This window comes from uncultured Methanobrevibacter sp., from assembly GCF_902770715.1.
Lineage (GTDB): Archaea > Methanobacteriota > Methanobacteria > Methanobacteriales > Methanobacteriaceae > Methanocatella.
Map to the genome: position 1 here is coordinate 17408 of NZ_CACXTS010000009.1, position 23911 is coordinate 41318.

Consider the following 23911-nt stretch of genomic DNA (forward strand, 5'->3'; position numbering starts at 1 on the left):
TAATATAATATTTGAAAAACATTATTAAATAAATTTTTGATTAGAAAGTCTGCTTTCGGCCAAGTCAATATACTCCTTTTTAATATCATAACCAATGTAATAACGATTATTTTTAATTGCTGCGATTGCTGTGGTTCCGCTTCCGATAAATGGGTCCAGAACAACATCACCCTCATAACTGTAAAGATTTATGAGTCTATGAGGCAATTCAATTGGGAAAGGTGCTGGATGCCCGATTTTTTTAGCGTTGACAGCAGGAAATGTCCAGATGCTCTTTGTCCATTGGATGAAATCATCATGTTCAATAGAGTCCTTCTTTTCCTGTGCCTTGTTTTTCGAATAGGACTCCTTTGAAAAAATTAGAATGTATTCATGATAATCCCGAAGTACAGGATTTGAAGCTGACATCCAGCTGCCCCATGCACATGACCCTCCTGCACTGGCAGACTTATCCCAAATTATTTCGCCGCGCATTAAGAAACCCAAATCCAGCATGATTTCTATAATCATGGCGTGAAGGGGGATGTAGGGCTTTCTTCCAATGTTTGCTATGTTGATGCAAGCCCTGCCTCCGGTAACCAGCTTTTTATAAGATTCTCCAAAGACTGCAGTCAGCAATTCCAGATACTCGTCCAGGGTCAAATCGTCATCATACTCCTTTCCAACATTATACGGCGGAGAAGTAATCATTAAATGAATGCTGTTGTCCGGAACTTCATTCATCTTTTCGCTGGATTTGCAATATATCTTATTTAAATCATGTTCATCAATCTTAAACTCCTTAAAATCAATATTTTTTGGAACTTTAAGGTTTTCATATAACTTTGAACTATAAAATTTCTTTGAACTGTGCGATTCCCTTAAAACAGAACCGAATGATGCAGTTTTAGTTTTTCTTACCACTTCAATACCTCTTTATAAGATTTAAAAACTTTAATCCTTTTTCTTCATAGGTGTTTTCCGCATTAGCACTTTCAATATACTTGCCTAAGTCTTTCAGATTTTCCATTCCAGAAAAGAAGTTTAAATCTTGAGTAAACAGTTTATTAATATGTGTTTTTAACTCAGATGTATTGTCAAACCTGATAAATCCTCTTTTTGGAGTGGTTTTACGAGTATTGCCGTGATTTAAAGGAAATGGATTTAATGACCAGAATCCTTGAATTATTCCTGAACTTTTGAGATAATCCGCCTTTTTGCAAAATCCATTGGACAATGGCGCATTACCTATAACAATTATTGGAATTTTAGAAGACTGTCCGTTGAAAACTCTAATATCTATGCATTTGCCTATGGCCTTCAAGATTGAATCCGATCGTGTGAAACTTGGCTTTCCCTGGTGGGTTCTGAAATCGCCAATTTCTGTTAGCCTATTTGATTTTGCGTCATACTGCCAATTCCACACAATAGACATTTTAACTTCAAATATTACTTTTACTTCACATGGCTTTAAAATTTTTTTGTTGTTGTCTGCAATTACGATGTCCGCAGGAGAACGGGATGTAATGCCCAATGACGGAATTCTGGCTTGTTTTACAAGAAACAACCCTTCATCATCAATGAGATTGCCGAACAGATTGCAAACCCAATTTTCAGTGAACTCTCCAATCAGGGAATTGCGAGACTGCAACGTTGATTTTCTACCCCTATACCCTTTTGGCCAGTACGCCAAATAACGACCGTCATCGCTTTTGTAGAACAGTTGACTTGGAAACGCCCTGTCCATATTATTAATAAAAAATAATTTCTCTTGATTTTTATTCCATAATCTCATAATAAAAAATATAATTATTAAACATATAAATATTTTATAAAAATATAAATACAATATTGTTCAATATTAATAAAATTTATTTCACCTTGTAAAAATGTATATACCACCAAAAATAAAAATAACTTTGATTTTATGTCATTTAATAAAAGCCAAATTGAAAAACTAGAAAAAAGCGGATACCGGTTTGTCGGTACACATGGTCATGCAGCCGTAAAAACCTGCCACTGGACTCGCCAAAGCATTGTAGATAAAGGAGTTTGCTATAAAGAGAAATTCTATGGAATCCAATCACATAGATGCCTTCAAATGTCTCCGGCAGTCCCTAATTGCCAACAGGAATGCGAATTTTGTTGGAGAGATTTAACTTATACCCAAACAGAATGGGAAGATGATGACTATGATGACCCTAAAACCATTGTAGATGGAGCTATCAAAGCACAGAACAATTTATTATGTGGCTTTTATGGAAATAAAAAGGCAAATAGAAAAAAACTAGAAGAAATTAAAAACCCTACCAATGCAGCCATTTCCCTTGCCGGAGAACCTACACTCTATCCAAAAATCGATGAGCTGATTGGAGAATTCAACCGCAGGGACTTTACAACATTTGTAGTGAGCAATGGCCAATGTGTCGACAGGTTAAGAAATCTAGAAAATGATCCATACCAACTATATCTTTCCTTGGATGCACCTAACGAGAAAATATTCAAAGAAGTTTGCAGACCAAGAATAAATGATGCTTGGAACAATTTAAACGAATCACTTGAAACATTAGCTAGTTTTAACTCCCGTACATGTATAAGAAATACCTGCGTTAAGGGAAGAAACATGGAACAGCCTGAAAAATATGCGGAACTGATTAAAAAAGCAGATCCCGATTTCGTAGAAGTCAAAGCATACATGTGTGTCGGCTCATCAAGAGAACGTTTGACATTGGACAATATGCCATCTTTTGATGAGGTAAAAGAATTTGCAAAAAAAATTGGTGATGAGTGCGGTAAAGAGTTAGTTAATGAATCTGAAATCAGTCGTGTTGTTCTGCTCGAATAGCAATTCTTTTACCGATTTCAAATGCACTTTCTAAATCTTTTGGAAATTGTGTTTTGCGAATGTGCCTTCTCTCTTTTTCATCAAAAGAATCTGAAACATATCTTGAATAATCCTTAAATTGATATGTTTCATAAACATAGAGATGTTCAGGCTTAGAGAACATCCTCTCCAAACCCATTTCAAAGTGATCATGAAGGTCATGATATCCAATTTGATATGAAATCTCCTCTGACGCATTCATGGTGTAAATGTAAGCTAACGGCATCTTTTTATGTTCAACCGTTTCGGTTTTGCTGTATGCAACAAATGGAAATACGAATCTTTCCAAAAAGCATCTCATATTTCCAGTTACATCACTAAGGTAAATCGGTGATCCCAATATAATACCATCAGCCTGCACAATTTCATCCAGAATAGGTTTTAAGTCATCTTTTTGAACACATCTGCCATAATGCTTCCCATCTTTTATTTTACATGCAAAGCAACTCTTGCATCCATGGAAAGGAAAATCATATAGGTTTACCCTTTCTGTCTCAGCATCAGGGAAAACTGATTTTACACCTTCTAAAGCTTTATCCAAAAGCTGTGCAGTATTACATTTTGGTCTTGGAGAACCATTAATGGCAAAAAATTTCATTTATCTCCCTTTCGCTTTTAATTCATTGCAAATCTCAACCGCTTTTTTAGCTGCTTTTTCCATAGAGGTTTCATATGGAATTCCAGCTTTTTCCAAGATTTCCTGACCTTCTTTTTCATTAGTACCAGTTAATCTGATAACGATTGGAACATCACGTTTAACATGCGCTAAAGCTGCGATAACACCTCGAGCAACATCATCCGCTTTAGTAATTCCGCCTAAAACATTTAAAAATACTACTTTAACAGGGTCATAGTTTAATACAATGTTTAAAGCCTGATTGATGATTTGTTCTGAAGCTCCACCACCAATATCCAAGAATGTTGCCGGTTCGCCACCATTAAGCTTAATCATATCCATTGCAGTTAAAGTCAAACCTGCACCGTTACCAATAACAGCAATGTCACCATCCAATTGAACGAAATCAACCGCTTTTTTCTTATAGTGCATTCTTTGAACCAAGTCCTCATGTCTGTATAATGAATCGTTTTCAACAACCAATTTAGCATCGGCAGCAATGAGGCCATCCGGTGTTAAAACTAGAGGGTTAATCTCGGCAGTATCGGCATCATATTTTGTAAATACCTTATACAATTTCCAGATTATATCTCCCATCGGAGAAATCAAATCGGACGGAACTTCCATTTTGCGTGCAACTTCACGTGCTTCGTATGGTAAAAATTCAAGCAAAGGATTTGGATAGTATTTTATAATCTTTTCAGGGTTTGTTTTAGCTAAGTTTTCAATTTCAACCCCACCTTCCTTACTTGCTAAAATTACAGGTCTTCTTGCACCTCTATCAACTGAAACGGTTATGAAAAATTCATGCAAAATTTCAGCTTTTTCTTCAATTAACAAATGGTTTACTTTTTCGCCCTTAATTTCCATTTCTAAAATTTCACTGGCGACTTTTAAAGCTTCCCCAGGGTTATTTGCAAATTTGATACCGCCTGCTTTACCTCTACCACCGGTTAAAACTTGCGCTTTAACAACTACAGGAACGTTCATCTCTGAAGAAATGGCCATGGCCTCTTCAGGATAATTTGCAACATGCCCTTCTAAAAGTGGAATGCCTTCCTTTTGAAAAATTTGTTTTGCTACACTTTCAAAAAATCTCATTATAACACCTATTCCGCTAGAGCATATCCTGCTTCAAAGGCACTGATATTCTTCTCTTCGGTTCCTGCAGGAACACTGACTTCAATAGCCTTAATAGCTGCTTCTTTGGATATGACTCCAGTAATTTTTGTAATTGCCCCTACCATAACAATGTTTGCTACGATTTTAAGACCGATTTCATCTGTAGCTGTTTTGGTAGCAGGAGCTTCATAAACTTTAATATTATGCTCTTCAATATAATCCTTAACATCTTCAACATCAGTTGTTCCAGGATCAACAATTAAAGTTCCATTATCTTTTAAATCCACAATATATTTGATTAGAGCTTCATTAGACATTGCAACTAAAATATCAGGACTTTGAACTTTTGGATAATCAACTTTTGTATCGCTGATTACAACTTCACATTTGGAAGCTCCACCACGAGCTTCAGGACCATAAGATTGAGTTTGAACAGCTTCTTTACCGTCAAAAAGGCTTGCAGACTTACCTAAAATAATACCTGCAAGAATAATTCCTTGACCTCCAAATCCACAAATTCTAATTTCAGTTCTCATTTTATCCACCTATAACTCTGTCTCATATGCGGAATTGATAAGAGTTCTCTTACCAAATTTCTCTACACTAATTTTGTCAACATTCTCTGTGAACTCGTCTCTTTGGGTATTTGCAAATTCACCCACGACAATTTTACCTTCCAATTCTTTTGGTCTCATCCTATCGGCAGCTGATTTGAATACTGTATTGGCTTTCATGACTGCTGCCATTGCAGTAGGAGTCTTGAGTTTGTTTTTACGACCAAAATAAGTTGGACATTGGGTTGCAACTTCAATAAATGAAAATCCTGGATTTTTTAATCCGTCCTTAATGGAAGTTACCAAATTTTCAATTTGAACAGTTGTCCATCTTGCAGAATAAGTTGCTCCGGCAGCTGCAACAAGTTCTGCTAATTTAAATGGAGCATCTTGATTACCATAAGGAGCTGTGGTTCCAAAACTTCCTTTAGGAGATGTAGGACTAATCTGACCACCAGTCATTCCATAAATATTATTATTGATACAAATAACAGTTAGATTAATGTTTCTTCTAGCTGCATGAATTAAATGATTACCACCAATGGAAGCGGCATCACCATCACCGGTGAATACAACCACGTCCAAATCCTTATTGGCTGTTTTCAAACCGGTTGCAAAGCTTAACGCCCTTCCGTGAGTAGTATGTAAAGAATCGCAATTCAAATATCCTGGAATTCTTGAAGAACAGCCGATTCCAGAAACCATTGCAATGTTATCGAAATCCATTTCCGCCTTTTCCATTGCAGCTAAAAATGCATTTATAATAGCACCATTTCCACAACCTGGGCAGAAAATGTGAGGTAATCTGTCTTCTCTTAAATAAGGGAGAAATCTATTTTGTTTTCCTTCAGACATTTTAGTTTCCTCCTATTTCATCAATTTTCTCTAATATTTCATCAGGAGTAGGTAATAAACCTCCAATGACGCCTAACAGATGAACATTCTTATCTTTGACAACACGGTCAACTTCATAATACATTTGACCTAAATTCATTTCCACAACAATGACATCACTTGCATTTGCTGTCAATTCTTTAATTTGCTCTTCTGGGAAAGGCCATGGAGTGTCAATTTTGATATATCCCACTTTTTTATCTGTTTTGTTTACTGCTTCAACAACAGACCTGACAGGGGCTCCATAAGAAACAAGGACAATGTCAGCATCGTCACAGTTTTCACTTCTTACTGAGCAGATTTTATCCCTGTTATTTAAAACCTTATCACAAATTCTTTGGATAAGCTTATCATGGGTTTCAGGTGTGTTTGTATCCGGATATCCTCTTTCATCATGAGTCAAACCGGTAACATGTATATTGAATCCATCACCGAATGCTGGCATTGGAGTGGTTCCATTTTCAATATTTTCAAACGGCAAATAATCATCGCTTTTTTCTGGCCTTACTCTAGCGACGATTTCAATATCATCATCCACAATAATTTTTTCTCTCATATGCCCAATAACCTCATCGGCCATTACAAAAACAGGCACTCTGTATTGTTCAGCTAAATTGAATGCTTTAATTGTAAAATCAAAGAATTCCTGAACGCTGGATGGGGATAATGCAATTGGTTCATAATCACCATGTGAACCCCAACGAGCCTGCATCATATCACCTTGTGCGGCCATAGTCGGTTGAGCGGTTGAAGGGGAACCTCTTTGAACATCAACAATTACGATTGGAGTTTCGCTCATAAAGGCATATCCAATATTCTCTTGCATCAATGATATGCCCGGACCGGATGTTGCGGTCATTGCTTTAGCTCCACCCCATGAAGCACCAATGATGGCGCCTGCGGAAGCTATTTCATCTTCCATTTGAACAAAAGAACCTCCAACCTTAGGCAATTCACGGGCTAAGGTTTCAGCAACTTCTGTGGATGGAGTAATAGGATAACCTGCAAAGAATCTGCATCCTGCAGCTATTGCTCCTTTAGCACATGCTTCATTTCCTTGAATAAAAAATTCTTCAGCCATTTTCTAACACCTACTTTTTCCCCTTTGTGAAATTAGGATTAAAGTTAATATCATTGTCTTCATTCATCCACCAATTTTCAGGCAAGTCAACTGTGATTGCTTGATCAGGACATGCAATCTCACAAGTACCGCATTTTGTACAACGTTCTTCAAACTTGACGAATGGCAATTGTACTCCTTTTTTATTAACTTCAGGAGATATTGCATATACGTTTTTATAACACATAAATAAACAAAGATGACATCCTTTACACAAATTTTCATCAATAATAATCAATTTTTAATCTCCTAATAATTCTATGATAACTTAATCTAGAATGTATTATATTTATGTTAATAAACATTTAAATATCTTATTAAAAATCATGATAAATTCAAAAATATTAAAATTATTAAAATATTAATATTAAAATATGAAGCACTTGACTACACCAATTTCCGATGAGGACTTGAAACATCTCCATGTAGGGGATCAAATCAGCATTTCCGGGACAATATATACCGGACGTGACGCAGCACTTCCCCAACTTGTTGAATCAATAAAGAAAGATGAAGTTCCATTTGATTTGAATGGAAGCGTCATCATGCATACCGCATTTAGCGAAGCGGGGATAGCCCCAACAACAAGCAGCAAAGTAGAAATCGAATCAACAATCCCGTTTTTAAGTGAAAATGGTGTTAAAATTCACATTGGAAAAGGAATGTTAAGTGATAAGACAATTGAATCATTGAAAGAAAACAATTCTATTTTTGTAATAACACCGCCGGTTGCGGCATTGCTTACAAGTAAAGTTTGTGAAAAAAAGTGTGTTTTATTTGAAAATGAAGGCATGGAAGCCATGTTTGAATTAAAAGTAAAAAATATTCCTGGAATTGTAGCAATCCAGGATGGAAAAAGTATTTAAGAAAAAGACTTATTCGTCTTCTTCTTCATCGTTGGATTCTTCTCTTTTTTCGAATTCATCTACGAAATTAACTTTGGTAATTTCTTCGATGTTATCCCAGATGTCTTTAGCTATTCTGAATCTTGCAAAGGTAATGTCCATGTAAGATTGTTGGTCGAATTTAGCCATTTCATCTAATTTGATGTTTGCTACGCCATCAACAATGTCGATTTCGGTTTTTTCAATGTCAACATTAGGGTTGGAGTAGTGTAACTCAATCATACTTTTGATTTTGTCTGCTTCATCTTCGATGATTTCATCTACTTCAACATCATAAATTAAGTCTTTTCCTGCTAACTCATGGTTAAAGTCAACTTTTACTCTTCCACCGTTTACGGTTAATATTCTACCAGTTGCACCTTCAGATTGGATTCTCATACCAGGAACAGGAGTCATGCCTTGTCTTTTGAATTCTTTCATAGGCACTAATTGAATCATTTTAGGATCTCTTGGACCGAATGCATTGTCTGAATCAACTTCAACATGTTTGGTTTCTCCTTCTTCTAATCCAATGATTGCTTCTTCAATAGCAGGTAATAAGTGGTTTCCACCTACAACAATAGGAATTGCTTTGTAAGTTTTGTTCTCTTCGAAAATTCCAGCTTCTTGTGCAATTTCATCATAAGTAGTATCGAATACTTCATCAGTTTCTTTGACTTTACCAGTAAAATTTACTCTTACAAAATCTCCGTTATCTACAGCCATAATAATTACGCTCCTTAATAATTTTGATTAAATAATTTGTTAATAAATATAACATTAATAATTATAGTAACCATTACTTATTAAAGTTTTGTTTATTACAAACGTTATTGTAAAAAATAAATGTTACTGAAAAAATTAAATCATTCAATGGAAAATACTTTTCAAACGCTCTTTCTAAAAAGATAATATTTATTATAAATATAAATATAAATCATGCAAAGAAGGGGAGCAGTCAATCTACCGCTACATGGAGGCCATCCTCCAAGCTGGTTATTTTCAAGAATGGTCAAGCTGTCAGGAGCTCTAGCCTCCGTCATAATTGAAGAGTACAGCTTAAACGAATTTTTGAATAGAATTTCCAACCCCTACTGGTTTCAGGCATTCTCATGTGTTTTAGGTTTCGATTGGCACTCCTCAGGAACAACCACAACCACACTGGGGGCATTGAAGGCATCTTTAAGTCCAGAGGAACATGGAATATATCTGACCGGAGGCAAAGGTGCAAAATCAAGAAAAACACCACAGGGAATCGAACATGCCGGAGAAGTGTTTAATTTAAAAACAAAAACAACTGAAAAGCTAATTGAAACAAGCAAATTATCTGCTAAAATCGACAACTCCTGCATTCAGGACGGCTACACATTATATCAGCACAACTTCTTCGTTACCGAAAAAGGAGATTGGGCTGTTGTTCAGCAAGGCCTGAATGCTGCCAACAAATATGCTCGAAGATATCATTGGTTAGGCTCAGAAGTTGAGAAGCTACTGAATGACCCCCACAGCGGAATATCATGTGATAAAAAAACACCAAACACATTAAACATGTCTTCAAAAGACAGCGAAGAAGCTCAAAAAATAAGTGTTGATTTAATCAACGATAACCCTAATCACTTAAGGCAATACTTCAAAAGAAAGGACAATCAAATGCTTCTGGAAGATTTCACAATGCCGGAACATCACCCAGTTTTGGACATGGACATTTCAGATAAGGAATTTGAAGTACTGACAAAAGCCTGGGAAATACAGCCTGAAAATTATGAAGAATTAATTTTGCTTCAAGGAATTGGTCCTAAAAAAATAAGGGCTCTGGCATTAATCTCCGATTTGGTGTATGGTGAACCGGCAAGCTGGAAGGATCCTGTAAAATACAGTTTCACACACGGAGGAAAAGACGGCTTTCCCTATCCTGTCGACAGGGACGTTTACGACAATTCAATCCAAACAATTAGGGATGCCATAGACCAGGCACGTTTAAAAAAAGATGAAAAATTAAAAGCCATTAAGAGACTGGACGATTTCATCTCTTAACGATTTTCATTATGGATATTTACAGTTTTTCCATGAGCTGTTGGGATAACCTCCAGCACAGGATTTTCAAATTCAAGCTCAAACTCCTTACCATCCATCAACAAATGCTGAAATACTGCTAATGAGGATACTTCAGAATGAGGCTGTGTTGTAACGGACACATTCCAGTCAGCAGCCTTATAAACTTTTCCAGGAACCTTGGCTCCGCCAACGACTATTAAAATATCAGAACCATCTTCCCTAATTTCAGGAGCAATCTCATGAGCCTGGGAACCATACATTGTTAAATGCACTACTTTTCCACCATCAGCTTTCCATTTATTAATAACACCCATATAACTTTCAGTATGTTCTATTTCAAAATTTCCTCCAAATCTGGAGGCAGTATCTCTTACATTTTCCATTAATTTGTTATCCCTTTCACCGGCAAGGTATATTTTGCTTGCTCCAAATGCACGGGCGGTTAGACATACATGAGTTGTAATACGAGTATCCCTTTTTAATCTGTGATCTAATCTTAAAACATTAACGTTCATAATATCAACGAATTAATTAAATTGTAAAAATAATAATCTAATATTTCAAATTAAAAATATATAATAATTTGCTTGAAAATGATGAAGTTATCATCCATATGCGAAAGCGAAAACAACAATAAATTATAGATGAGAAAAAACAATGGAGGTGAACCATACAGTGTAATAATATGAATAGATGATAACTCATCAAAAAGTATTATGAAACTTTTGATTAATAAACTAATCGTTTATTCAACTACAATATTGATTTAAAGGTGTAAAATTAATTTAAATATAATATAAAGCAATTGACATGAATAACAATACAAATAAACGGCCAACTTCATTACTCATTCCAAGCACGTCACCATTAGCTAAAACGAAATTGCGCCTTGCCATTAATGCAATGATAAAACCGCTGACCATGGCACCTACCACACCAACAACACCAACTAAACCGCCCAACAACCATGCAATACAACCGACAATGACAGTTGACGCAAAATAATTTGGAATATTGGTTTCTCGGATAAAGTAACTTCCAATTCCCGGAATCAGAGGTTCAGACAACAATGCAGTAGTGATTAAAGATGTTTTAGCCGCCATTTCACAGATAATGATACCATATATAAAATTGTAATCCAAAATATTGTATAATCCTGCAACAGTAAGGATTGCAACTAAAAATACGCTCGCTACCCCTCCAGCACCTACTGACGGGTCTTTCATGACTTTGATTTTACGTTCAGGATCTCCATGAACCATGACCCCATCAGCCATATCCATTACGCCGTCCAAATGATTATAACCGGTAATCAGCATCAAGAATGCATAAACGATAGCTGCTGTGAAAAATGAATTCAAGTGCAGGAATTCTAAAGATATATATCCGCATATGGCCGCCAATATGCCTATGAATAAATGTATGAATGGCCAGCACCAAGTTAACTTGGTCATATACTCGATTGAAGTATAAACCTTAATCGGCAATATTGTTGAAAAAGTTAAAAGTCCCAAAATAGACCTTATTGGTGAGAATTCCTCATCTTCAAAATAGCTATCATCTTCCATAATCATTCCTCAAATATTTTTGATATGCACCCTGCAATTAAACCGGCGAAAATATCATCAAGCACTGGCGGCAATCCATAGATAATTCCTGGTTTTGCCTCGGCATATCTTTTATAATTAAATATCGCTTTTGTTCCTGCAATCTGATTGGAAATAGCCAATCCAAGCACCTCATCAGTGTAAAGATAAACAGATTCGTCATTTACATTGAGTTCCCTTATTCTATTTCCAGTTAAATCCTGTTCCATTCTCATTGCAGCAACCAATAATGTTATAACATTAATATCCGTTAATGATTTGAGAATTTGCTCTTTCATTTTATCTTTTAACTCATCAGTGACATCAACATCATCAACAAGCTCCATTCCCGCATCCACCAAGTCGCCAATCAAAATTCCTTCAGAAACAAAGTAATCAAGGATTCCAAATGTTAAATTCAATTTTTCAATTGCATCCTCCAGGCTTATTTCAACTGCATCTTCAATTCTGATTTTCAAATCATCCCAATCGATTTTGTCATATTCCGCATTATTTATATCTAAAGAAGTCGCATCATTTTCAGGAATATTGGACAAGACTGCCAAAAAATCATCAGTATTTAGAATGTTTTGAATATGAAGAGGCAATGCCCTATATGCAAGGGTTTTAGCCTTGATATTTGTTACTATCTTAAATATCTTAAGCAAATCTTTTGGTGAGATTACTTTATCAATGTAGATTACATGACTTAAATTAATCCTTGCGTTGGCAAATCCCTTTGAAGAATTGGCAACCTGCAACTGGCTAGTGAAATCTTCAATTTCAACATCATTTGACATGAATGTGAAAACTGTCAAATCATCATAGGTATTTTCAAAATAATCAACGTTATCTACTGCTTGTGCAATATATGAACCTTGTAACTGGTTAAATCTTTCAGCACGTTTTGCAGTAGCTTCAAATTCATTTTTAGAATTGATGACATTGACATTTTCAACAATATCAATCCCATCGCTTACAGTAAAATCGCTGAATGCCAAAAAATGATTTGGATTATTAATGCAAATCCCATAATCTTTTTTGATGATATTGAATTTCATGTTATAACCTATTGATAATATATATTAATTATTTAATTTAAATTTATATTATATCATCAAAAAGGACTTATCATTATGACAATTATTATAGACCCACAAGGAAGTGGAATAGCCGGGAATATGTTAATAGGAGCATTTGTTGATTTAGGGGCGAATGCCAATGAATTGAAGGAAATCATGGAAAAATCAGCGAATGATTTTGGAAAAATAGAAGTGAAATTTGAAAAAGTTGTCAAGCATGGAATTGATTCCACCTACTGTAATGTTGAAATGCTTGAAAATAAAGATTCCATTAATTATCCTGACTTTATTGAAAAAATAAATAATCTTGATTTGGATGAAAAGGTTAAGAAAACTTCCATTAAAGTATTTGAAAGAATAGCTAAAGCAGAAAGCAAAGTTCATGGGAAAACCCTTGAAACTGTGCATTTCCATGAAGTCGGAGCTAGTGACGCAGTAGCGGATGTGATAGGTTCTATTTATGCATATTATAATCTAAATTTAGATGAACAAAAAGTAATTGGGCTTCCAATTGCCGTTGGAGGGGGAAGAGTAAAAACAGCTCATGGAATAATACCTGTTCCGGCACCGGCAGTTGTGGAAATCCTGAAAGGTGCCGAAATGATTGGCGGACCTGTTGACAGCGAACTTGCAACTCCAACCGGCACTGCAATCTACATGGAAATCTGCGATGAAATAAGAAAATTCATTCCAATGACTAAAGCTGAAAAAGTCGGATACGGTGCTGGAAAGAAAGATTTTGATTATCCTAACGTTTTAAGAATTATAGAAAGTTCAGACATTACAGAAAGTGACGAAATAGATGTCATTGAAACAAATATCGACCATTTAACAGGTGAAGAAATAGGATATCTATTTGATAAGCTTTTGGATATCGGTGCAAGAGACGTTTCCATTACACCAATAATCATGAAAAAAAATAGGCAGGGAAGTCTGTTGAAAGTAATTTCCAAAAAAGAAAACAGGGAAAACATCATTGAAACAATCTTTAAAGAAACAGGAAGTTTAGGAATTAGAATTGCTCCAAATATCCATAGAGGAGTAGCTAAACGAGAATTTGTTAAAAAAACAGTAACCATCAATGATAAGGAATACGAAGTAACTTTCAAAATAGGCTATGTCAATGGCGAAATCATATCAAAAAGACCGGAATATGAAGATTTAAAAAGAATAGCTGAAGATAGCCGATTGCCGCTTAAAGAAATTAAAGAGTTGATTAAATGAAAAAAGCAATTTCCGTTTTGTCCGGAGGTCTTGACTGTACTGTTGCAACATCTGTTTTCAGCAAAGATCATGAAATTCATGCCATTACATTCAATTATGGGCAAAAGGCATTCAAAAGAGAATTACAGGCCTCAAAAGAAATTTGCAATAAAATGAATTGGAACCATGAAGTGATTGACCTTCCATGGTTGGCTGAAATTAGTAATTCCAGCTTAAATACTGATGAAGACATTCCTGAACTAAAAGAAGAAGACCTGGATGACTTGAATAAAAGCCAGGAAAGTGCAATCAATGTTTGGGTTCCCGCCAGAAATACAGTGTTCACTTCAATAGCTCTGTCCTATGCTGAAAGCATTGGCGCCGATGCAATAATTGTCGGATGGAATGGTGAGGAAGGTGCAACATTTCCAGACAATTCCAAAGAATATATGGAAAAATTCAATGAATTAATTGACGTTGGATCACCCGAAAAAATTAAAATTGAAGCACCATTGATTGATTTGAATAAAGAGGAGATAGTAACATTAGGTCTTGAATTTGGTGCTCCAATGGAATTAAGCTATTCTTGTTATAAAGGAGAAGAAAAACAATGTGGTGTTTGTGAAAGCTGCATGAGGCGGAAACGAGCATTTAAAAACTTAGGAATAAAAGATAAAAGTGAATATGAAATTTAATCATATTCTTCCAAATCCTTTTTCCAATTAACCTCATCCAAATCACAATCGGCCCTCATACAATTAGAAACATTATCAATAGAACGATATAATCTTTCAACACCACGGGCAGATTTTTCATAATTAGCTACACGTGACCTTCTAATTCCAATGCTTGCCGCTTCTCCATATGAATCAATGTCTGCACCAATGAATATGAATTCCCAATTGTGACTGCTAATCATACTTTTAATCTGAGATTTTGAAAATTCAACAGAAGCATTTTCCATACCATCAGTCATTATGACAAACAAAACCTTATTGTCAATCTCCTTATCAAGGGTGACAATGGTTTTTCCGATTGCATCCAAAAGAGCAGTCATTCCTCTAACATAGTATTCATCAGAAGTGAGTTTTTTAACCTCATCAATTGGTTGCCTTTTGTATAATAATTCATATTTGTCATCGAATAATATTGTGGTCACGTTAGTGTTGGACTCTTTTTTTCTTTCCTTTTCAATAAAAGAATTGAATCCCCCAATTGTGTCCTGTTCTGATTCATGCATGGACCCACTTCTGTCTATCAAAAAGACCAAATCTAAATCCTGGCTTTGAGCTACATCTTTCATTTTTTCACATCCTGCAAAATTTTTATAATTAATGTATAAATAAATTATTAGTAATTTATAACTAACTTATACACAATATATTATCTAATATGTAATATATAAACCTTTCGAAAATAACAACTGGTAAAAAATGAAAAAATAAAAAATGTAAAAACAAGGCATATCTTGCCTAAATATGGAAAATAAGATTAATTAGATGCAAATTTTGCATCTTTTAAAATAAAATCAAAATTAAGCTTACACAAACTAACTAACTTAATTTGCAAGCTTTTCATCACTGATTGACAACAATGGCTAAAGCTTAACTCCGCAATTAGTGCAAAACTTAGAATCCTCTTCCAATGGAGCGCCACAACTAGGGCATTTAGGAACATTTTCAGCATTTTGAGGCGGTTGTTCGGCCTCAGTTTTTGGAGCGGAATTGTTGCCTATAACCGGTTTTGAATAAAAGTCTGTTTCATTTTCGATTTCAGCAATTAACTGTTGCATACCAGCAATTCTTTTTGAATCAGCAGGGTGTGTTGAAAAGAAATCATGTTCATTAGAGTTTTGCTTTGACATGGATTCCCAAAATGCCGGAATTTGTCTGATATCATATCCTGCCCAATGAATAATCATCATTCCTAACCTGTCAGCTTCAAGCTCCTGGTCCCTTCCCCATGGATTCAATAATAAAAATTGGGAACCTGCACTGGCAACATTTGTAGCTGCTCTTGTCAGATTACCTAGTGCTCCCAAACCGAAAAGATCCATTGCAAGGCTACCCACCCATGCAGCGGAAGCAATTGCATTTTGGGCACTTTGAGCACTGGCTCTAGTTCTTGAGTGGTCAAGCAGTGCATGAGCCATTTCATGACCTAAAATAAAAGCAACTTTTTCTTCAGTGTCTGCAACTGAGAAAATGCCTGAAAACATTACGATTTTCCCACCAGGCATACAGAAAGCATTTACAACATCATTGGCAACCAAATGGACATCCCAATCATAATAATTTTCAACATAATCAAGCCTGCCAATCTTGGACAAGTAATCCTGGACAGTATTGATTAAATTTAAAGCAACCTTAATAACAGCTTGTCCGGTTGGAGTATTGTCTAAAAGCTGTGACTGATTAATCATAGCATAATACTCATTATAAGACTGTTGAAGGAATTTATCATCATTTACAATGTCAAAATGCTTTTTTCCGGTAAATGGATTTACGCCACTTCTATCATCTTTTGCCATGATTAATATTATGAACAACATTTATATTAAAATTGCGGATACTGTCAATTTTAATATGCTTGCCCCATTAATTAATAGTCTTAGATATGGCAATCCCACTATTAATTGAACCAATATAAGCAATGTTCTTTAATATTTAAAACAAGTGCTTGTCTTTTTAGAATAGCAATTATTGCAACTTTGACATATTGCAACACCCTCACCATTTGCTTTCCAATCTGCTAAAAAGTCGGCTTGAGCAACAAACGGTTTTGACATAGAAATAAATTCCACATTTGAATTATTCAATACATCATTGATTTTAGCCATTTCGCGCAGAGATCCACCAAGAACAACGGGAACGTCAACAGCATCAATCAAATCATCAACATAGATTAAAAATGGATGTTTTACACCTTTATCATAAATTTGAGAGATTGTACGTGCGGTCAATTGTATGCTATCTGCACCGGCTTTTTCCAATTCCCGAGCAATAGCTATGCTTTCATCTGCTGTGATACCGCCTTTTCTAACATCCCACGGATTAATCCTGCAGCTTACATGCATATCCATGGTCTTTTTGATAACCTTAATTATCTCTGATGAAATTCTAACTCGGTTTTCAGTATTTCCGCCATATTTGTCCTCTCTTTGATTGAAATAAGGATTCATGAATCTTGCCAGGTAAAAATTGTTTCCCATATTTATTTGAATACCATCAAAACCTGCAAAAGAGAACTTTTTGGCAGCCATAATGACTTCTGCCTGCAATTTCCTTATCCCATCCTGTGAGATATCATTGGCTTCAACCTTCTGGTTTTCACCATCATCATAGTAAAAAAACGCCAATTGGCCCAAAATTGGAACATCATATTTGTGAACAATATCAGTGACCATCTGATAATCTTTTATAAATCCCCTATAGTTTAAATTGGCTGAATAAGGGAAAAATCTATCCTTATGGTCAAGTGCGAAAATTTCTGATACAATCAAACCAGTCCCACTGCTTGCAATGCCTTCATACCTATCATAAATTGCAGGTGTTAAAAAGCCACCCTCTTCAGTTTCTGTCTCCCAAGTTCCGGTTCTAACAATTCTGCTCTTTAATTTTAAATCGCCTAATTTACATTCATCAAATATATCTTTCATAACAATCACAGCAAATAACTACTTCATTTTATATTATTATAATCGGAGGAATATTTAAATTTAAAGTAAGTTTGAAGTTACCGAATATTAATTCAATAATAACTAAAAAAATGAACAAACAATGAAAAAATAAAAAAAATTAATTAAAAATAGAACATTTAAATAAAAAAATAAATAAACTATAAAGCAACTAAGTTAAATGGAGGGAAAAATATGGTAAACGCTATTCTTGCAGCAATATTGTCCTTTATAATTCCTGGTTTAGGTCAAGCTATAGCTGGTGATATTAAAAAAGGTATAATATTCTTTATAATTGCATTAGTTTTAGGAACAATTGTTACATATGTCCTTAAGGGAGCCACCTGGGGTTACATTATAGACCTCATTTATTCCATTTATGTGGCATATGACGCATATCAAATGGCTCAATAAGAAAGATATTAACTTATTTTTCTTATTTTATTTTTTTAAAAAAAGTAAAAACACAAAAAGAAATAATTAAAAAAAGAGTAAAAAAAAGGTAATCTATTTGATTACCATTAAAGTATCACCTGCACTAACAGCATCACCAGGTTCTACAAAGATTTCCATTACTTCACCATCAACTTCAGATTGAATGTCGTTTTCCATCTTCATAGCTTCAATGACACAGATAGTTGATCCTTTAGTGACTTTATCTCCAACATTAACGTTGAGTTTAATTACCATACCTTGCATTGAGGAAGTGACTCCTCCTTCAACAGGTTTGAAGTTTCCGCTTGCAGTCTCTTCAATTTCCATGAATCCTGTAGGCATGATTTTAACTTCATACATGTCTCCATCAACTTCAACATTATATTGAGTTGGAATTCCAATAGCTTCGTCTTCAGTGAATGCATGAGGAGCTTTGAGTTCTTCTTCTTCAGCTTCACCTTTAAGGAATTTTGGAGCGATTGGAGGATATAATGCATAAGTTAATGCATCTTCATCAGATTTTACAAAACCTTTTTCCTCACCTTCTGACTTGAATTTATCAAATTCAGGTTCAAGCAAGTCTGCAGGTCTGCAAGTAATGACCTCTTCATCACCAATGATTTTTTTAGAAATTTCTTCATCAACAGGTGCAGGCGGTTTACCGTACATTCCTTTCATGTATTCTTTTACTTCATTGGATACTGTTTTGTATCTTTCGCCACCTAAAACATTCATTACAGATTGAATACCAACAATTTGGCTTGTTGGAGTTACAAGAGGTGGATATCCCATATCTTTTCTTACACGAGGCATTTCTTCCAATACATCATTGTATCTGTCAAGAGCATTTTGCTCTTTAAGTTGAGAAATAAGGTTTGAAAGCATTCCACCAGGAATTTGGTATAATAATACATCAGCATCAATACTTGTTGAAATAGGATCTAAAATACCTAAGTATTTTTCCTTAATATCATCAAAGTATTTTTTAATATGAGCTAATAATTTTAAATCAAGGCCAGTGTCGAATTCTGTGCCTTGTAGGGCTGCAACCATACTTTCTGTAGGAGGTTGGCTTGTTCCCCATGCAAGAGGTGAAATAGCTGTATCAAGAATGTCAACTCCGGCTTGACATGCAGCATAATAACTAATTGGTGTCATACCACTGGTACAATGACAATGCAAATCTACAAGTAAATCAGTTTCTTCTTTTAATTTTGATACTAATTCATAAGCGGAAGTAGGAGTGATTAAACCAGCCATATCCTTAATAGCTACAGAATCACAATCAAGAGCTTCAAGATTTTTAGCTAAATCAACAAAATCATCTAAAGTGTGGACTGGACTAATGGTGTAACTAATTGTACCTTGTACATGAGCCCCTTGCTCTTTAGCTACTTTAATAGCCTTTTCCATATTCCTAATATCGTTTAATGCATCAAAAACTCTAAAAATGTCTACACCGTTTTCATAGGATTTTTCAACAAATTTTGTCACAACATCATCAGGATAATGTTTGTAACCTACTAAGTTTTGCCCTCTTAAAAGCATTTGAATAGGAGTTTTGTTAAATTCAGATTTTAATTGTCTTAATCTTTCCCATGGGTCTTCGTTCAAATATCTAATACAAGTATCAAAAGTAGCTCCACCCCAAGCTTCTACTGAAAAATAACCTACTTTGTCCATTTCTTCAGCAATAGGAATCATGTCTCTAGTTCTCATCCTGGTTGCTAGTAGAGATTGGTGAGCGTCACGAAGTGCTGTTTCTGTAAATCTTACTTTCGCCATCTTTTTACACCTCTTTCAATTTTTATTTATAAATTAACCTAGAATATCCAACTATAATATATGTTTTTTGTATTATATAAAGTATACTAAATACTAAATTTTATACAAAATTCAAGAAAATGAAAAAAAATAATAATGTAATAAAAAAAGAAAAAAAGTAGAAAAATTGAAAAATTATCTTTCTAATTCGCCAGAAATGAATTTTTCAACATTTTCATATGCTTCATCATCATCATATTGAATTGGAGGATGCTTCATAGTGTAGGAAGAGATTGAAGTTAATTGTCCACCAATACCTCTTTCCAAACCGATCTTACAACATCTTACCGCATCAATTACACAACCTGCAGAATTTGGAGAATCTTCAACACTTAATCTGAGTTCTATGTTCATTGGAACATCACCAAATGTACGGCCTTCCATTCTGAGGAAACATAATTTATTATCGTTTTGCCATGGGACATAATCACTAGGACCTATGTGAATGTCTCTGTCATCCATCCTTTCTTTAAGAACTGACTGAACAGCTTCAGTTTTGGATTCTTTTTTAGAGTCCAATCTTTCACGGTTGAGCATATTCAAGAAATCAGTGTTACCACCAGTATTAATTTGATAGGTTCTGTCTAATTTTACACCCCTATCCATGAATAAGCTAGCTAGTGTTCTGTGAGTGATAGTAGCACCAATTTGAGCTTTAATATCGTCCCCAACGATTGGAATTCCTTTTTCTTTGAATTTGGCATCCCATTCATCATCACTTACGATGAATACAGGCATACAATTTACATATGCCACACCTGCATCAAGCGCACACTGAGCATAATATCTTGCAGCTTCTTCTGAACCTACAGGCAAGTAATTAACTAATATTTCAGCTCCGCTTTCTTTTAGAACTTCAACAACATCAACAGGATCTTCATCACTAACTACAAAAGTATATTCATCATCATAATTGGACATGTGTTCTGCGACACCATCTAAAACATGACCCATACTCACTTTAACATCATATTTTGGAATATCCTCTTGGAAAACAGTAGTGCAATTTGGTTTTGCAAAAATTGCTTCATCAATAGTTTTTCCAACTTTTCTAGCATCAACATCAAAAGCTGCGACAACTTCAATATCACTAGGTTTATATCCTCCGATTTCCCAATGCATAAGTCCTATTGCATCTTCAGGATTTTTACCATCATAATAATGTATACCTTGAATAAGAGAACTAGCACAGTTTCCTATTCCGACAATTGCTATTTTTATCTTGTTCAATATAACACCAGCTTAATCATTTAAGTAATAATTTAAATTAATAAAATACTAATATTATGTTATCTAATATACTTTATATAATTAATGCTTTTATAAAAAAAATTAGAGAAGAAATTATGAATCCATATATTGAAATTTTAAGACCCGGCAATGCATTGATGGGTGCTATATCCATAGTTTTAGTGGCGCTTATTGATAAAACATTCACGCTTCCGGTGATTCTTGCAATGATTGCTGTTTTTTTTGAAACTGCTGCTGGAAATGTGATTAATGATTATTTTGATTATAATATCGATTTGATTAACAAACCCGAAAGACCAATACCATCCGGAAGAATATCCCTGAAAAACGGGAGAAATTATGGCTACTTATTATTCCTGGCCGGGACAATATGTGGATTTTTAATCAGTTACCTTACAAATAACTGGATTCCATTCGCAATCGTACTGCTTGCAGATGTTGTCCTTTATTTATATGCCTCTAAATTAAAATCAACTCCTCTTATTGGAAATTTAACTGTCGGATTTATGACTGGTTTCGGATTCGTATTTGCAGGATTTTCAATAAACAATCCGAACATAATAATGACATCCATATATTTGGGCTTTTTCGCATTTGTAATGACAACAGCACGTGAAATTGTAAAGGATATTGAGGATATTGAAGGGGACAAGGCAGATGGTGCAAAAACATTGCCTATTTTAATTGGTGAGAAAAAACCTGCAATTTTGGCATTTATTTTAATTATTGTTGACTGTGCATTATGTCCAGCATTATATTACTATCATATTTTCAATTTTTATTATCTAATCATCATAACCATAGCAGTAATCCTATTTATTTACTCAGCAATATTAATACTTAGAAATCAAGATAGGAGAACAGCAAGCAAGGTTTCAAAATACTTGAAAATTGGAATGTTAATTGCATTTGTTTCATTTATATTCGGATCATTATGAGGTGCTTTCATGAACTTTAAAGAACATAAAAAAGATATAATTGCAATATCTTCATTATTGATTATTGTAGGTATAATCACATTATTACTACTTAATATTGATGGAAAAGCGGGAGTTTATTATGTTCGGGATGTTTTTTTCTATTTAAATAATGCTCTCTTTTATTCAGGTTATGATACCGGATTGGCGAATACGCGAGGATTATCCCCACTAATTCCAATGATAACCTCAATATTTTTTAGAATGGGTTTCATATCTGATTTTACAATAATAGCCGTTAGCAGTTCATTTTATATTTTGGCGGCACTGGGAATGTATCTGCTATTAAGGTTGAGATTTAATGAAGTTTTAAGCTTTACCGGTTCCATGATTTTATCAACATTTCCGCTAATAATAGTATGGATTACAAAAGGAATGTTGGATATTCCAGGAATGTGCCTATCAATATGGGCAGTTTATTTCACAATATTATCCTTCAGGAAAAATACCAAATTTTTATATGTTGCATTTCCTTTAATTATTTTAGGATTTTTCACAAGATATACGGTACTTTTAATGGTTCCGGTAATGTTAATTCAATTCTTATTAGTGGATGAACCTATAACCTATATTAAAACACATATTAAAGATATACTCGGAGGAATCGGAGCTGGAGCATTGGTATTTGCAATTTTTATTGGAATATATTATTATTTGAATATTGGATTGTTTTTCATTTCACAAGGAAGCGATATTACAAATTCAACATACAATGCCCTGGTAACACCAAACAATGTCCTTTATTATATTAAAAACGTTTTAATTTACTTGGGAACTTCAAATTACATTCCTTACTCTTTAAAACCAGGAGCATTCCTAATAGAAAAAATGCATTGGATCGGTGGCCAACCATCAATAATTTCCTATATTCTGACCATCATCCTCCTTGCTGGAATAATATTGTACTTAAAAAAACTATTCGGCAAAGAAAACAGAGATATATTGAGAAAAGAAAATGACAAATTAAAATTAGCCATATTTATCATTGCATTAGCCCTGTTCTTTATCACTTATTTAAACATATCAATTGTTGCTTCAGTAGTTATCATATCAATATCATTATTAGCGCTTTATAAAATGCTGAATAAAACAAAAATGGATGATTTTAACTTTGATTTCATCATGTTTTATTGGTTTGTAGTTAATTTTGCATTCATTACATATTATCATGTTAAAGTAGATCGATACTTCATGCCAATACTTCCTGTTGCGGCATATTTCATTACCCTATCACTGTCACTAATCCTTGATAAATTTAAAACATACAAATCAATTGATAAAATTAAAGTAATCGTGCCAATAGGATTAGTTTGTTTAATTTTATTATGCTCTGGAGTGTCAGCTCTTTCAAACTCCCCACACACATTTGACAATCAAATGCATCCCAACTTCTTTACTGCAGCTTCAGAAGAAAAGGCGGTTTGTGAATGGCTGATACAACATGATGCAGATTATATGAACAAAACAATTTGGGCAGATAGGGGTGGAGACATATCCTTTAATTTAAGAATGCAGGTTCCATCTTATGAAAAAGTATCAAATGCTACGAATTTTACGGATGAAATGGCAAAGCAAAAAGTCACATATTTCATTTCAAAAGACAATAAGACTATTGGTGAACCTTATATCAAACTATATCAAAATGGAGAGGTATCATTATATTATTATGATAAAGGGGAATAAAGAACACATTGTAATTATTTACAATACTCTAAATCAAAGATAATGTAAAAAATAATTAAGATTAAACTAAAAAATAGGATAATTTT

General features: G+C 34.4%; 25 protein-coding genes. 8 read left to right on the forward strand and 17 right to left on the reverse strand.

From position 1 onward, the window contains the following. Window positions 1–24: 24 nt before the first annotated feature. Window positions 25–903, reverse strand: coding sequence for a site-specific DNA-methyltransferase (locus QZU81_RS03660; protein WP_295589483.1), 879 nt, complete (start codon window positions 901–903; stop codon window positions 25–27). Window position 904: 1 nt separating this feature from the next. Next, entirely contained in the window at window positions 905–1726 is an 822-nt protein-coding gene (locus QZU81_RS03665) for a hypothetical protein (RefSeq protein WP_295589485.1), read from the reverse strand. A 180-nt stretch (window positions 1727–1906) separates the two neighbouring features. Here QZU81_RS03665 and twy1 point away from each other — a divergent pair, with 180 nt between their 5' ends. Beyond that, entirely contained in the window at window positions 1907–2824 is a 918-nt protein-coding gene (gene twy1 / locus QZU81_RS03670) for a 4-demethylwyosine synthase TYW1 (protein WP_295589486.1), read from the forward strand. Here twy1 and QZU81_RS03675 read toward each other — a convergent pair. From QZU81_RS03675 to QZU81_RS03700, 6 genes are read right to left on the reverse strand one after another with little or no spacing between them, the layout of a single operon-like run. Then, window positions 2799–3461: a flavodoxin family protein gene (locus tag QZU81_RS03675; protein ID WP_295589488.1), complete on the reverse strand. Its 663-nt coding sequence runs from the start codon at window positions 3459–3461 to the stop codon at window positions 2799–2801. The two genes, twy1 and QZU81_RS03675, sit on opposite strands and share 26 nt — an antisense overlap. After that, the gene (gene sucC, locus QZU81_RS03680) at window positions 3462–4580 is read right to left on the reverse strand and encodes an ADP-forming succinate--CoA ligase subunit beta (RefSeq protein ID WP_295589489.1); all 1119 of its coding nucleotides are present in this window, start codon (window positions 4578–4580) and stop codon (window positions 3462–3464) included. An 8-nt stretch (window positions 4581–4588) separates the two neighbouring features. Beyond that, entirely contained in the window at window positions 4589–5137 is a 549-nt protein-coding gene (locus QZU81_RS03685; RefSeq protein ID WP_292828079.1) for a 2-oxoacid:ferredoxin oxidoreductase subunit gamma, read from the reverse strand. Window positions 5138–5146: 9 nt separating this feature from the next. After that, entirely contained in the window at window positions 5147–6010 is an 864-nt protein-coding gene (locus QZU81_RS03690; RefSeq protein WP_292828075.1) for a 2-oxoacid:ferredoxin oxidoreductase subunit beta, read from the reverse strand. Between the two features lies 1 nt (window position 6011). Continuing rightward, on the reverse strand, window positions 6012–7130 hold the full coding sequence (locus QZU81_RS03695) for a 2-oxoacid:acceptor oxidoreductase subunit alpha (RefSeq protein WP_295589491.1): 1119 nt from the start codon (window positions 7128–7130) through the stop codon (window positions 6012–6014). A gap of 10 nt (window positions 7131–7140) precedes the next feature. Further along, window positions 7141–7407, reverse strand: coding sequence for a ferredoxin family protein (locus tag QZU81_RS03700; protein ID WP_292828069.1), 267 nt, complete (start codon window positions 7405–7407; stop codon window positions 7141–7143). 136 nt (window positions 7408–7543) lie between these two features. Here QZU81_RS03700 and QZU81_RS03705 point away from each other — a divergent pair, with 136 nt between their 5' ends. Further along, complete coding sequence (locus QZU81_RS03705) at window positions 7544–8035, forward strand: fumarate hydratase C-terminal domain-containing protein (RefSeq protein WP_295589493.1); 492 nt, start codon at window positions 7544–7546, stop codon at window positions 8033–8035. Between the two features lie 9 nt (window positions 8036–8044). Here the strand turns inward: QZU81_RS03705 and QZU81_RS03710 are convergent, their stop codons facing one another. After that, window positions 8045–8779 (reverse strand): peptidylprolyl isomerase, encoded by a 735-nt coding sequence (locus tag QZU81_RS03710; protein WP_295589495.1) that lies wholly within the window; start codon window positions 8777–8779, stop codon window positions 8045–8047. Between the two features lie 213 nt (window positions 8780–8992). On the opposite strand from QZU81_RS03710, the gene QZU81_RS03715 reads away from it, so the two are divergent. Beyond that, entirely contained in the window at window positions 8993–10087 is a 1095-nt protein-coding gene (locus QZU81_RS03715; protein WP_292828060.1) for a DUF763 domain-containing protein, read from the forward strand. Here QZU81_RS03715 and QZU81_RS03720 read toward each other — a convergent pair. From QZU81_RS03720 to QZU81_RS03730, 3 genes are all read right to left on the reverse strand, one after another. Further along, entirely contained in the window at window positions 10084–10626 is a 543-nt protein-coding gene (locus tag QZU81_RS03720; RefSeq protein ID WP_295589541.1) for a tRNA (cytidine(56)-2'-O)-methyltransferase, read from the reverse strand. The genes QZU81_RS03715 and QZU81_RS03720 overlap by 4 nt on opposite strands. 267 nt (window positions 10627–10893) lie before the next feature. Further along, window positions 10894–11676: an adenosylcobinamide-GDP ribazoletransferase gene (cobS, locus tag QZU81_RS03725; protein ID WP_292828057.1), complete on the reverse strand. Its 783-nt coding sequence runs from the start codon at window positions 11674–11676 to the stop codon at window positions 10894–10896. A gap of 2 nt (window positions 11677–11678) precedes the next feature. Further along, window positions 11679–12755 carry a phosphatidylglycerophosphatase A gene (locus QZU81_RS03730; protein ID WP_295589498.1) on the reverse strand — a complete coding sequence of 359 codons (1077 nt, stop codon included), beginning with the start codon at window positions 12753–12755 and terminating at the stop codon, window positions 11679–11681. Between the two features lie 75 nt (window positions 12756–12830). Between QZU81_RS03730 and larC the strand changes: the two genes are divergently transcribed. Further along, window positions 12831–14000 (forward strand): nickel pincer cofactor biosynthesis protein LarC, encoded by a 1170-nt coding sequence (larC, locus tag QZU81_RS03735; protein ID WP_295589499.1) that lies wholly within the window; start codon window positions 12831–12833, stop codon window positions 13998–14000. Then, a complete protein-coding gene (gene queC / locus QZU81_RS03740) occupies window positions 13997–14674 on the forward strand; it encodes a 7-cyano-7-deazaguanine synthase QueC (RefSeq protein WP_292828045.1) in 678 nt (225 codons plus the stop codon). Before larC ends, queC begins: the two co-directional genes overlap by 4 nt. On the opposite strand, the gene QZU81_RS03745 is transcribed toward queC, so the two are convergent. The 3 genes from QZU81_RS03745 to QZU81_RS03755 form a co-directional block, all read right to left on the reverse strand. Next, a complete protein-coding gene (locus tag QZU81_RS03745) occupies window positions 14671–15282 on the reverse strand; it encodes a vWA domain-containing protein (RefSeq protein WP_295589501.1) in 612 nt (203 codons plus the stop codon). The genes queC and QZU81_RS03745 overlap by 4 nt on opposite strands. 294 nt (window positions 15283–15576) lie before the next feature. Continuing rightward, entirely contained in the window at window positions 15577–16509 is a 933-nt protein-coding gene (locus QZU81_RS03750) for a M48 family metalloprotease (RefSeq protein WP_295589503.1), read from the reverse strand. A 129-nt stretch (window positions 16510–16638) separates the two neighbouring features. Then, on the reverse strand, window positions 16639–17637 hold the full coding sequence (locus QZU81_RS03755) for an NADH-dependent flavin oxidoreductase (RefSeq protein WP_292851883.1): 999 nt from the start codon (window positions 17635–17637) through the stop codon (window positions 16639–16641). Window positions 17638–17850: 213 nt separating this feature from the next. Between QZU81_RS03755 and QZU81_RS03760 the strand changes: the two genes are divergently transcribed. Then, window positions 17851–18069, forward strand: coding sequence for a hypothetical protein (locus QZU81_RS03760; RefSeq protein ID WP_292851886.1), 219 nt, complete (start codon window positions 17851–17853; stop codon window positions 18067–18069). Window positions 18070–18162: 93 nt separating this feature from the next. On the opposite strand, the gene oadA is transcribed toward QZU81_RS03760, so the two are convergent. Then, window positions 18163–19875: a sodium-extruding oxaloacetate decarboxylase subunit alpha gene (oadA, locus tag QZU81_RS03765; RefSeq protein WP_292828030.1), complete on the reverse strand. Its 1713-nt coding sequence runs from the start codon at window positions 19873–19875 to the stop codon at window positions 18163–18165. 174 nt (window positions 19876–20049) lie between these two features. Further along, window positions 20050–21144: an inositol-3-phosphate synthase gene (locus QZU81_RS03770; protein WP_292828027.1), complete on the reverse strand. Its 1095-nt coding sequence runs from the start codon at window positions 21142–21144 to the stop codon at window positions 20050–20052. A 116-nt stretch (window positions 21145–21260) separates the two neighbouring features. Here QZU81_RS03770 and QZU81_RS03775 point away from each other — a divergent pair, with 116 nt between their 5' ends. After that, window positions 21261–22103, forward strand: a complete 843-nt coding sequence (locus QZU81_RS03775; RefSeq protein WP_295589507.1) for a UbiA family prenyltransferase — start codon at window positions 21261–21263, stop codon at window positions 22101–22103. A gap of 9 nt (window positions 22104–22112) precedes the next feature. Then, window positions 22113–23825: a glycosyltransferase family 39 protein gene (locus QZU81_RS03780; RefSeq protein WP_295589510.1), complete on the forward strand. Its 1713-nt coding sequence runs from the start codon at window positions 22113–22115 to the stop codon at window positions 23823–23825. The last annotated feature ends 86 nt before the right edge of the window (window positions 23826–23911 follow it).